Annotated in this window: 10 protein-coding genes; 4 read left to right on the plus strand and 6 right to left on the minus strand. The window is 66.3% G+C overall.

Features of this window, described 5'->3' with window-relative positions; genetic code table 11:
- Positions 1-3 precede the first annotated feature (3 nt).
- Positions 4-1617 (plus strand): thiamine pyrophosphate-binding protein, encoded by a 1614-nt coding sequence (locus WKC72_RS25440; protein ID WP_370180032.1) that lies wholly within the window; start codon positions 4-6, stop codon positions 1615-1617.
- A 51-nt stretch (positions 1618-1668) separates the two neighbouring features.
- Positions 1669-2001, plus strand: coding sequence for a thioredoxin (trxA, locus tag WKC72_RS25445; protein WP_370180034.1), 333 nt, complete (start codon positions 1669-1671; stop codon positions 1999-2001).
- Positions 2002-2038: 37 nt separating this feature from the next.
- Here trxA and WKC72_RS25450 read toward each other — a convergent pair whose 3' ends face one another.
- Entirely contained in the window at positions 2039-2479 is a 441-nt protein-coding gene (locus tag WKC72_RS25450) for a helix-turn-helix domain-containing protein (RefSeq protein WP_037227727.1), read from the minus strand.
- A 115-nt stretch (positions 2480-2594) separates the two neighbouring features.
- On the opposite strand from WKC72_RS25450, the gene WKC72_RS25455 reads away from it, so the two are divergent.
- A complete protein-coding gene (locus tag WKC72_RS25455) occupies positions 2595-3530 on the plus strand; it encodes an NADP-dependent oxidoreductase (RefSeq protein ID WP_370180037.1) in 936 nt (311 codons plus the stop codon).
- 156 nt (positions 3531-3686) lie between these two features.
- Here the strand turns inward: WKC72_RS25455 and WKC72_RS25460 are convergent, their stop codons facing one another.
- Both WKC72_RS25460 and WKC72_RS25465 read right to left on the minus strand, forming a co-directional pair.
- Positions 3687-4586 carry an aldo/keto reductase gene (locus WKC72_RS25460; protein ID WP_370180040.1) on the minus strand — a complete coding sequence of 300 codons (900 nt, stop codon included), beginning with the start codon at positions 4584-4586 and terminating at the stop codon, positions 3687-3689.
- A gap of 159 nt (positions 4587-4745) precedes the next feature.
- Entirely contained in the window at positions 4746-4925 is a 180-nt protein-coding gene (locus WKC72_RS25465; protein WP_370180042.1) for a VOC family protein, read from the minus strand.
- 748 nt (positions 4926-5673) lie between these two features.
- Here WKC72_RS25465 and WKC72_RS25470 point away from each other — a divergent pair.
- Positions 5674-9156, plus strand: coding sequence for a protein kinase (locus tag WKC72_RS25470; protein WP_370180044.1), 3483 nt, complete (start codon positions 5674-5676; stop codon positions 9154-9156).
- 261 nt (positions 9157-9417) lie between these two features.
- Here the strand turns inward: WKC72_RS25470 and WKC72_RS25475 are convergent, their stop codons facing one another.
- The 3 genes from WKC72_RS25475 to WKC72_RS25485 all read right to left on the minus strand — a co-directional run bounded on the left by WKC72_RS25475 (position 9418) and on the right by WKC72_RS25485 (position 12142).
- A complete protein-coding gene (locus tag WKC72_RS25475; protein WP_370180046.1) occupies positions 9418-10419 on the minus strand; it encodes a DUF3445 domain-containing protein in 1002 nt (333 codons plus the stop codon).
- A 58-nt stretch (positions 10420-10477) separates the two neighbouring features.
- On the minus strand, positions 10478-10975 hold the full coding sequence (locus tag WKC72_RS25480; protein ID WP_037227735.1) for a dimethylamine monooxygenase subunit DmmA family protein: 498 nt from the start codon (positions 10973-10975) through the stop codon (positions 10478-10480).
- A 186-nt stretch (positions 10976-11161) separates the two neighbouring features.
- Entirely contained in the window at positions 11162-12142 is a 981-nt protein-coding gene (locus tag WKC72_RS25485) for a 2Fe-2S iron-sulfur cluster-binding protein (protein ID WP_370180050.1), read from the minus strand.
- Positions 12143-12209 lie beyond the last annotated feature (67 nt).

The following is a 12209-nucleotide window of genomic DNA, read 5'->3' on the forward strand; positions in this document are numbered from 1 at the left end:
CGTATGAAGATCTTCGAGGCGTGTGCAGATTCCCTTCTCGGGCACGGCGTCGATGTGATGTTCGGGCTCATGGGTGACGCGAACATGCTGTATGTCGCGAACTACCGTGAGCGTGGAGGCCAGTTTGTCGCCGTCGTGCATGAGAGCAGCGCGGTCGCTATGGCGGACAGCTGGTCTCGCAGCACCGGACGGGTCGGCGTCGCCACGGTCACTCATGGCCCCGGACTGTCCAACACCATGACGTCATTGATGGAAGCAGTCCGCAGCCGCAGCCAAGTCCTGCTCCTGACCGGGGACACACCGGCGGAACCGACCCACTTTCAACGGATGGACATCAGTTCCTTCGCACAGGCAGCGGGAGCGGGATACGACAAGGTGCATCGGCGGGAAACCCTCGGTCGTGACCTCAATCGAGCGTTCCAACGGGTGGTCGCCGAACGCAGACCGGTCGTACTGAACATTCCGGTCGACCTGATGCTCGAAGACGCGGGTGCCCAAGCTCCGGTCTCCCCCGCGGTACACTCCTCGCCCTCGGTTCCGGCAATCGACGACCTCGATGCTGCGCTCGGCCTTGTCGCGAGCGCCAAACGCCCGATCGTCCTCGCCGGCTACGGCGCCGTGTTGTCGCGGGCCGACGAAGCACTGCTCGCTCTCGCCGGGACACTGGCCGCCCCGGTCGCGACGTCTGTGCTGGCCAAGGACATGTTCCGTGGGCACCCCAGCAACCTCGGAATCTGCGGCAGCCTCTCCCACAGCGTGGCCGCCGCAGCCATCGCCGAATCGGATCTGATCATCGCGTTCGGCGCGAGCTTGAACGTCTACACCACCTTCCACGGCGAACTTCTGGCCGACAAACATGTCGTCCAGGTCGACATCGATCCAGGCCGCTTCGGCTGGTACCTACCCGCCAGCGGATACATCGCCGGCGACGCCGCCGTGGTCGCCGACTCGATCCGGGAAGCTCTCGACGCGATAGACCACACACCCTCACACCCGGGATGGCTGCAGTCGGTGCAGCAGACCCTGGTCGACTATCGCCCCGAGGCCGAGTACAAGGACCACACAGCGGTCGACACGGTCGATGTGCGAACTGCCTGCCTCAGACTCGACGACGTGCTGCCGTCCGACCGAACGATGGTCAGCGATATCGGCCGCTTCACGAACGCCGTCTGGCCACGCATCGAGGTGCCCGACGCGCGGCGTTTCACCACCATGGGAGGCTTCGGCGCACTCGGACTCGGTCTCGCCGGCGCAATCGGTGCCGCGATCGCGCGTCCCGACGAGTTGACCATCGCCGTCGTCGGCGACGGAGGATTCATGATGCACCTGGCCGAACTCACAACCGCGGTCCGACTCCAGTTGCCCCTCCTGGTCCTCGTCTTCAACGACAACGCCTACGGTGCCGAGCACACCAAACTTCAACGCTACGGTGCCGATCCGGACCATTCCCTCAATATGTGGCCAGAATTCGGGCCCATCGCCGAAGCGATCGGCGCTGGATCGATGTCCGTTCGGAAGATCGAGGAGCTCGACGAACTCCGGCACATCACCCACGATCTCCGAGGACCATACGTGGTCGACATCAAGCTCGACCCCGAGGTCGACATCCTCGCCTGACCAACCGGATTCGACGTGATCCGTACAGTCTTTCAACCCAAGGAGCCACCCATGTCCGACGCCCACACGGTCACCGTAACCGACGACACCTTCACCAGGGATGTCCTGAACAGCACGATGCCAGTACTCGTCGATTTCTGGGCGCCGTGGTGCGGGCCGTGCAAGAAGATCGCCCCAGTACTCGACGAGATCGCTTCCGAGCACTCCGACAAACTCACCGTCGCGAAACTCGATGTCGACGCAAACCCCGACTCGACCAAGCACTTCCGCATCATGTCGATTCCGACCATGGTCCTCTTCCACGACGGCGAGGTTGTCAAACAGATAGTGGGCACCAAGGACAAAGCCGCGATCCTCGAAGACCTTGCCGACGTCCTCTCGTAGCATCACCGGCATCGGCACACCATGGCCGTCGCCGCCGCTAGTCGACGCCGGTGTCGTACTGCTCTCGGTTGGCGAGCACCTCGTCCATGTGCGCCTCCGCCCACCCCTTGATGCCGCGCATGACGGCGTGGAGCGAGATCCCGAGGTCGGTCAGCTCGTAGGTGACCGTGACAGGCACGGTCGGCGTCACCGTGCGGGTGAGCAGGCCGTCACGTTCGAGGGAGCGCAGCGTCTGGGTGAGCATCTTCTGGCTGACTCCGGCCAGCCGCCGGGACAGCTCCGAGTAGCGCATCCGCCGCGGCTCGCCGACGCAGTCCTGGCCTGAGTGTGGTCCGTCGCCGCCCAGCGCGGCGAGGACCAGCGTCACCCACTTGTCGGAGATCCGGTCGAGGAGCCGGCGGCTGGGACAGGTCGCCAGGAACGCCTCGTACTCCACCTTCGCCTGCGCCCGCTCCTGGGCTGCCGTGGTTGTCGACATCGACCGCTCCTTCCTGCGCGGTGACATACGCACCTTGAAGTGCCTACTTCCCATTGGAGAGTAACCCCTCCATCGTGGTGGGTACAGCACAAACACCGGCCCACAGGAGGCGAACATGTCCACCACCTTCCGCACCGCGATCGTCCGCACCCCAGGCGGTCCCGACTCCATCGAGATCATCGACGTCCCGGTCGTCGAGCCCGGCCCGGGCGAGGTCCGGGTCGAGATCGCAGCGGCCGCGGTCAACCCCGTCGACCTGGCGCTTGCCGCCGGGGTGTTCCACCGGCTCGGGCTGATCGACCAGCCCGACCACACCGGCCTGGGCTGGGACTTCGCCGGCACCGTCACGGCGGCCGGTCCGGACGTCGACCTCCCGGTCGGCAGCCGCGTCGCGGGGCTGGTCGCCGGGTTCGACCGCGACTTCGGGACGTACGCCGAGCAGCTGATTGTCCCGGCGGGCGACACCGCACCCGTGCCGGAGGGACTCGACCTGGCCACCGCAGCCACGGTTCCGCTCAACGGCCTGGCCGCAGACCAGCTGGTCGACCTACTCGGCGACGGCGGAGGCCGGAGCCTGCTGGTGACCGGCGCCGCCGGAGCGGTCGGGGCCAACGTCGTCACGCTCGCCCAGGACCGCGGCTGGCGGGTCACCGGACTCGCCCGGGCCGAAGACGAGAAATTCGTGCGCGGCCTCGGCGCCGACTTCACCACAGAGGCGGCGCGCGCCTGGGACGCGGTAGCCGACGGTGCCGCACTCCAGGAGCAGGGCCTCACGCTGGTCCGCGACGGCGGCCTCTTCGTCGGCGTGCAGCCGGGCGCGGCGCCGGCAAGCGAACGCGGCGTCACCGTCCGGGTGCTGGTGGCGCAGCCCGACGGTGCCCGGCTCGCCCAGCTCCTCGACTCCACCGCGAGCGGCCACCTGCCGGCACGCGTGCACGCCGTCGTACCGCTCGACCAAGTCGCCGCCGCCCACCGCGCGGTCGCGCAGGGCGGCGTTCGCGGAAAGTTTGTCCTTCGGCCGGTCCTCGACTCGGGCACGCATCGGCAGTGACCGTGAAATCGACTGAGGCATTCCCGGTCGTTCCGAATTCGATGCGAACGGAAAGGACGCAGGCAGATCTGACTCCGCGCCTCGACGATCCAGCCGTCTACTCCGCTGCAAGATCGACCTTGTATGCTCCCTCGTCGACGTCTGAGGCCACGCAGGTCACGATGCCGTCCCGAGGGAATCGAGTCGTCGCAGCTCGACATCGGACAGGATCAGGTCGGCCGCGGCGACGTTGAGGCGTAGGTGTTCGACGCTGGTCGTCCCGGGGAGCGGGACCACCGGTACACCGTGCGCCTGCTGCCGATGATGCACCCAGGCCAGTGCGACCTGTCCGGCCGTGGCGCCGTGGGTGCCGCCGATCTCGTCCACGGCGGCATGCAGGCCGCTCGCTCGCTGGTCGTCGGCTGCGCTCGGAGTCTGGTGCAGGAGTCCATGACTGGTCGGTGAGTGTGCCACCACCACTGTGCCGAGGTCCGCGATGACGGGTAGCAGTTGATGCTCGATGTGGCGGTGGTCCAGCGACCACTGCTCTTGCAGCGCGGCGATCGGGTGGACGGCGTGTGCGCGGCGCAGGTCGTCCGCCGTCACATTGGACAGGCCGAGGTAGCGCACCTTTCCCTGGCCGACCAGTTCTGCCATGGCGCCGACGGTCTCCTCGATCGAGTTCGTCTCACTGCGATGGTGCAGGTAGTACAGGTCGATCATGTCGACGCCGAGCCGTTGCAGGCTCGCCTCGCACGCCTGCCGCACGTATGACGGATCGGCGCGCACGTCGAATCCGCCGGCGACCTGATCCCGCCACACGAGGCCCAATTTGCTGGCCAGCAGCACCTCATCCCGCCGGCCCCGGATCGTCCGGCCGATCAGCTCCTCATTCTGGTACGCGTCGGCGGTGTCCACCATCGTGATGCCCGCATCAAGCGCGGCGTGAACCACGGCCACCGGGTCGCGATCCGGGCCACCGGCGCTGTCGTCGCGCAACCTCATCGCTCCGAATCCCTGGCGTCCGAAGGCATCCCGATCCAGGGCTGCACGCGCTGTTCTGTCATCTGGTGTCATGACCAATACGCTAGATCCTCAACCAGCGTTCCGATCAACCCGTAGGTAATGCGCAGCCCTGATGATCGTGGGTAAACGAGCGACACGCCGCGCGAGTCGGTTCGAGGTCGATAGCGCGGGGGACGTGGGGCGACTCACGAGGCCGAGCCCACGCCGTGGCTACCGACCGCGCAGTCCGATCGGGTTGCCGTCGGCGTCGGCAAGCACGCAAATCCGCGTCTCGGATGCGACTTGGCGCGGGGCGCTGCGCTCGGTCGCACCAGCGGCGAGCAGGGTTTCGCGGGTCGCGTCGAGATCCTCGACGTCGGCGAAAGCAACAAGGTCCGGCGTTCTCGCCACTCGGATTCAAGGCGACTTCGAAGCCGTCCACGTTGTACCCGACGTAGTACGACTCGTCGGTGTGCGGTGCGCCGAGCAGCGCGGTGTAGACCGCCTTGGCGGCGTCCAGGTCGGATACCGGGATCACCAGGCTGCGGATTGTGGGACTCATATTCGTCTCCCTCGGGGTACGCGGTCATCGACGACCGCATCTTCGGCGATACGGACCACGCTATCCGCACCGCAGGGCCGGCGCTTCTCGAATCCTGACCGAGCTGTATGGGTTTGGTCCGTCGTAACGGATCGACGCGCACAGGTTCCAGACCCGGACTCCCGGTGGGTTCGTCGTCCTCAGACTTCCTTGTTTGTACCCTGTGTGCCTTCACTTGGGTGGAGCACCTCGTCCTTCGGCGGCACCGAGCCGGCCCGCACCTGCATTCGGCGGCCGTGCTTCTCGGACGCCGTGTCACCAATGGGCACACTGACGACGCCGGGCGGCCCTGGCCCCCGTCGCAGTGCAGTGCGCCCGTCACGGGCTGATCCGATTCACGGCCGATGGTGGACCCGCGAACCCCGCCTTTCAAGGTGCTCACTGAGGTTCTGAGCTCCGAGGCGAAGCGGTGGGGCCGACCCGGTCTGGTTACGCGCGCGGCACGGCTGACCCTCGAACTCGGGGACTATCCTGGAGCAACACCCACGTCGAGCAGTCGAGCAGTGTCTGCGAGGGATCGACGTCTGGTATCGATGTCCGGGAGTGAGGCGGCCGCCGATGGCCGAGTTCGATCCACCGACCACTCAGCGTGCCCCCGGTCGCGCGATCACCACGGAGCTGGCCGCGGCCGGATTCGAGGACGCCCGGGAAATCGGGCGGGGCGGGTTCGGCGTCGTCTACCGGTGCCGTCAACCTGCCCTGGACCGCACCGTCGCGGTGAAAGTGCTCACCGAGGACTTCGACACCGACAACCTCGAACGGTTTCTGCGTGAGCAACGCGCGATGGGGCAGCTGTCCGGGCACCCGCACATCGTCAACATCCACCAGGTCGGCGCCACCTCTTCGGGTCGCCCCTACATCGTGATGCGATATCACGCGTGCGATTCGCTCGACGCCCGCATTCGCAGACTGGGGCCGATCGAGTGGCCCGAGGCGTTGCGACTCGGGATCAAACTGGCAGGTGCCCTCGAGACTGCACACCGTCTCGGCATCATCCATCGCGACGTCAAGCCGGCGAACATCCTGCTCACCGAGTACAGAGAACCCCAGCTCACCGACTTCGGCATCGCCCGCATCGCCGGCGGCTTCGAGACCTCCACCAGGTCCGTTCTCGGGTCGCCGGCCTTCACCGCCCCCGAGGTCCTCTCGGGTGGGCCGACAACTCCGAGCTCGGACGTCTACGGCCTCGCGGCTACTCTGTTCTGCGCGATCACCGGCCACGCCGCGTTCGAGCGACGCAGCGGTGAGCGGGTTATTGCCCAATTCCTGCGGGTCACCACCGAACCCATCCCCGATTTCGGAGCGGAGGGTATCCCGCAGGACGTGTGCGACGTCGTCGACCGCGCCATGTCCGGAGACCCGCGGATGCGCCCGACGACCGCCGCCGAGTTCGGGTACGAGCTGCAGGAGTGCCAGCGTCGAATGGGCCTGTCCGTCGATCACATGGCGCTTCCGGTCGAACTGAGCGAGGACGGACAGAATCCACTGGGCGGGACGCTTGGCGTCGTGTCGGGGAGCTCCCGCCCGTTGAAGAGTCCCGTCCGTCGGCGCACGCCGACAACGATCCCGCCGCCCACTGCCGCGGCCAAGTTCCGTCCACCGACGCCCACCCGTCTGCTGGTTGCCCGGGCTCGGCTCATCGACGTCCTACGCGCGGGCCGGTCGCGACGACTGACCGTGATTCATGCACCGGCGGGATTCGGTAAGAGCACGCTCGCCGCCCAGTGGCGGGATGTCCTCACCGAGGACGGCGTGGCGGTGGCATGGCTCGGTGTCGATCATGATGACGACAACGTCGTGTGGTTTCTCGCGCACCTGGTCGAGGCGATCCGGAAGATCAGCCCGGCCCTCGGGGATGGTCTCGGTGAGGCGCTCGAGCAACGCGGCGATGCGGCCGCACAGTACGTCATGATCAGCCTGATCAACGAGGTCCACGACAGCGGGCAGCGTGTGGCCGTGGTCCTCGACGACTGGCACCGGGTCACCAGTGCCGCGACGATCACAGCGATGGAGTTTCTTCTCGACCACGGCTGCCACCACCTGCCGATCATCGTCACCAGCCGCACCCGCACCGGCCTGCCCCTGAGCCGGATGAGAGTGTGTGACGAGCTCGTCGAAATCGATTCGGCTGCCCTGCGTTTCGATGCCGCGGAGTCGAATTCGTTTCTCGTCGATCTCGGAGGGCTGACGCTCGACCGCGGCGATGTCGACGCATTGACGCGCTCGACAGACGGATGGGTGGCCGCCCTGCAACTCGCTTCCTTGTCGCTGCGCGGATGCGACGACCCAACGCAGCTGATCAGTCATCTGTCGGGGCGCCATCACGCCATCGGTGAGTTCCTGGCCGAGAACGTGCTCGAGACCCTCGAACCGAGACTGCTCGAATTCCTCATGGCCACCTCGATCACCGGACGCATCTGCGGCAGCCTCGCGTCGTCACTCGCGCGCGTCGAGCGTGGGCAGGCGATGCTCGAAGACGTCGAGAGCCGAGATCTGTTTCTGCGCCGCCTCGACGACGACGGCGACTGGTTCCGGTACCACCACCTCTTCGCCGAATACCTGCGCAGAAGACTCGAGCGTGATCAACCCGAGCGGATCGGCGAGCTCCACGCCGCGGCATCGCGATGGTTCGCCGATCGTCAATTGCTCAGTGAGGCCGTCAATCATGCCCTCGCTGCAGGAGACGAGAAACGGGCAGTCGACATGGTCGAGCATGACGGAACGGTTCTGCTCGAGCACGCGAAAATGTCCACCCTGCTCGGTCTGGTGGCGAAACTCCCCCCGAGGCTCGTCGTCTCCAGCGCCCGTCTCCAGCTCACGTTGGCGTGGGCCCACTGTGAACTCCAGCGTGTCCGGCCCGCACAGGCGGCACTGGACCGCGTCTATTACCTCCTCGAACGTGACGCGACGGCCGGGGCCGAAGTCGCCGATCTGCGGGTCGAGGCCGACGTCGTTCAGGGTGACATCACAATATTCTCGGACCGGATCGACGGCGTCGACGAGCTGATGGCGGAATGCCTGTCGCGACCGGAGACCCTGCCCCCATGGGTCGTCTCCGCCGCGGCCGACATCGCAACCTTCGCCGAGGTCTACCGATTCGACTTCGACGCGGCACGCCGTATGCAGGACTGGGCATCGACGTACCACGAGCGAACCAGTGGACCGTACAGCGGGGCGTGGGGCTATTGCTACTACGGCATCGCCGCCAATGAACAGCTCGATGTCGTTGCGGCCGAACACCACTTCCGGAAGGCGATGCGGCTCGCGGTCAAGTCCGGGGGACGTCACTCACACGCTGCACGTCTCGCCAGCGCCCTGCTCGGCGAACTGCTCTACGAACGTGGCGACCTCGCCACCGCCGAACGGCTATTGAACGAGAGCCGAGAACTCGGATACGACGTCTGCGTGGATTTCATGCTCGCCCCCTGTGTCGTCGGAGCGCACATCATGGCGCTGCGAGGAGACCGCGACGGGGCGGCAAACCGGCTGGACGAAGGCGCCGAGGCCGCCGAATCCCGGTCGCTGCCGCGATTTCGGGCCAGGATCGACAACGAACGGGTCATGCTGGGCCTCCCTCTCGAACCAGGTCGCGCCGCCGAGTTCGCCGAGCGGCGTCACCCGGTCGACGGATTGGACGAGATCACCGCGCAGCTCGAGGATGCCACCGCCATCACCCTTCTCCTCGGTCGACGATCGGCGGAGACGACCGCGGCCGCCTGCACCTGGGCCGGGGAATGGGTGCACAGGATCGAAGGCCGGGGACGGCACCGAGCACTACTGCAAGCGAATCGACTGCTCGTCGGCTGCCTCGCGGCCGCAGGCCGAAACGACGAGGCGAAGCAGGTGCTGGCATCGATCGCGGCGCAGTGCGCGGAACGCGACATGATCCGGTACCTCCTCGACGGAGGACCGTATGTCATGTCGACCCTGCGTGGCCTCCGCGACGATCAACTGCACGGGCTGTGGCGGCCGGAGTGGACGACGGTCCCGACCGCCTTTCTCGAAGCGCTGTCAGCGACCACGGGCCCCACCCTCATCTGAGGGCGGCGATCCGCGACACGACGGCGTCGAATCTCGTACGCGGCGATGCGCTGGTGTGCCTCACAGACCAGCAGGTTCATCCGGGACAGCACGAACAGGGACCGTCTCGGAAGTGGCACAGCGGTATCGGCACAACACCGAGTCCGTAGTCCCGGCTGCGCACGCCGCGGTCGCGATCGACAAGGCGCCGAGCCGGCGACCTTCAGGATCACCAGACGGTGTCGAATCGACGGCCGCGGGGTTCCTCGGGCGTCGATCGTCTCAGATGGAGGCGGGAGCCGATGACTGTGTACGCAGCCAGCGGGCGGCGTGGTGGCGGTAACTGTCGATGCCCTTGTAGGTGGCGATTTCGGCGGGTAGTTCGGTGAGGATGTCGGCGAGTTGCTCGGCCCACGCGGGAATGGTGGCGATGTCCGACAGTGGCGCCAGGTAGGTGTGGATGTTGAAGACGAGTGCTCCGGTGAGGGGCAGGCGGATGAGGTGTTCGAGTTCGATCCGCAGTTGCACGCGTCCGTAGTCTCCGTCGGCGACGAGCTTCGGAATGTCGTCTTCCCATTCGGGCCGGGTTTCGAGGCTGGTGTCGCGGTGCGGTGAGCCAACGGCGGAGAAAGTCCAGTTGGCGCGGCGGAAGATGCGGTCCGTGGTGAGATGGCGCATGAACTGCTGCGCACGGCTGGTGATGCCGCCGCTGGTCAGCCCAGGTACGGGGCGGTGAATTTCATTGAAGTTCATACCGACATCGAACTTGATCGACCAGTCGGCAGCGAAGGTGACGATGGCCGCGTCGAACCAAAGTTGGTCGTGGCGCTCGGTGAGCAGGAGAATGTCGTCAGGCACCTGGCAGCCGATGAAGGTCAGCGGGTCCTCCGGCAGCGTGACCAGATCACCCATTTCGAAGTGTTGGTCGATGTCGAGCAACGTGTTGCGCCAGTGGTAGCGGTTGCCCTGCCCGGTCAGCTGCATGGTTTCCGGGTGGGAGTCGGCCATCTGCCGCATGAGGTAGAGCATGACGTCCCAGCAGGCGGGCATCATGTGCGGCAAAATCTGCACTCGCCCTGGGTCTTTCGCCAGGATCTCCCGTTTGAGCTGCATCATCGGCACGTATTCGAGTCCGAGGTCGACGACGTGTCGGCCCCAGCCCCCGGCGAGGGTGGGGGTATACCGGGGTGCAGGCTCGACATTGACCGCGTAGCGGAAGGTTTCGTCCCCTGCCGGGAAAGGCCAGGGCAGACAGGTCAGGTCGCTTGTGAGCAGTTCGGTCATGGTATTTCGCTCCAGAGTCGGGCCGGAATGGCGGTGCAGGGTGATCTCCAGTCGGTCGTCAGGCAACCGATGCCAGATACATCGCACGATGCGAGGAGGTGTGCGGGCGCACGAGGAGGTCGCGGGCGCAGCCCGAGCACTCAATGGTGTGGTCTGGGCGCGCGGTGGCCCGGGTGGCGGTGTCGCAGTGCGGGCAGAAGACGTTGATCACGTCCACGTGTGAGATGTGGATGAACAACTCGCACGGCAGAATTCCCGCCTCGCGCGCTACCGCAACAGCCTGCATCACCTCGTACTCCGCCCCGGCGACCATGATGCGGACCCCGACTGTGCTGGTGTCGATCAGGTCGGCGACACCCGCACCGTCGGGGAGGCTGTGCAACGCCACTGCCCGGTGCGCGGAGTCGAGATCCCGCGCCCACTTTTCGACCTTGGCGGTGGCACTGGGGTCATCACCGATCGCGATCAGGAGGTACTGGCGGCCAGATAGGTCCATGCTGGCCGCGGTAATACCGACCTGCGCGGTGGCGATGTCGGAGTCGTCGATGCTTGTCATGACATTTCCCTCTGAGAGTCGTTGAGGAACAGGCCCGGTGGTTTGGTATTCGAGGTGGTCAGCCGGTGACGCCGCCGTGTTCACGAAGCCATGCCATTCCCGGGCGGCACTGCCGGTACTGTTCGCGGGGAAGCGCGGATGGGGAATGCATGAGGTCTTCGGTTGCGGTGTCTGATGCCGTGGAGGTCACAGGTCCAGCTCCAGATCCGCGCCAGCTGCCCGGGACACACACGGCATCATCACGTCACCCGTGGACTTCTCCTCATCGGTGAGATAGATGTCGCGGTGCTCGATCCGTCCGCCGCGCACCGGGAGCTTGCATTCCCCGCACACGCCCTGCCGGCACAGGTTCGGCACGTCGAAGCCGTTGTCCAGCAGCGCGTCGAGCAAGCTGGCGTCGGGTCCGACAGTCACGGCGGTACCGGTGCGGCCCAGGGTCGCGGTGAAGGGTTCACCCCCAGCGGAGATGCCGGAGGAGAACGGCTCTGAGTGCACACGCTGGAGTGGCCAGCCCTCGGCGAGCGCAGCTTCGGTGACGGCGTCGATCATTTGCGCCGGTCCGCAGGTGTAGAGGTGGGTGCCGATCGGCTGCCGCGTCAAAGTCGGTGTCACGTGGTCCCAGAACTGTTCCGGGGTCTCCACCATCGTCAACCGGTCCCCGCATAGTTCGATCAGGTCCTCGACGTGTGCGCCGAAGCCGGAGCGGAAGGAATAGATCACCTCGAACGAGCGACGCCACTGCACTGCCGCACGCACGTGCGACAGGATCGGGGTGACCCCGATGCCGCCGGCGACGAGGACGTGGTGGCGTGCGTTCGGAATGGGAGCGAACGCACTGCGCGGGCGGGACGTGGTCACCTGGTCGCCGACGGCGAGGTTGTGGACCCACCGCGACCCGCCGGCGCCGGCCCGGTCCAGTCGAACAGAGATCGAGTAGTGGTCCGGTTCGATCGCCGGGCCTGTCAGGGAGTAGGAATTGCGTGTTCCCGGCTTCCAGGTGACCGCGATGTGACTGCCCGGGGTGAACGACGGCAACGTTCCGCCACCGACTGGCGCCAGGACGACCTGACGGATGTCCTCGCAGAGCATCGAAGTGTCGGCAACTTCGACGGAAAGGTCGCTCTGTACCACGGCGCTGGTTGTCGCGGTCTCGACTGCTTCGGTCACGTCAGATCCTCCGAATCTGCTCGATAGCCATGATTGGCATGGTGACGGCGGGAGAAGTGGTGGTAGA

The organism is Rhodococcus wratislaviensis, from assembly GCF_041228765.1.
GTDB classification, from domain to species: Bacteria; Actinomycetota; Actinomycetes; order Mycobacteriales; family Mycobacteriaceae; genus Rhodococcus_F; species Rhodococcus_F wratislaviensis.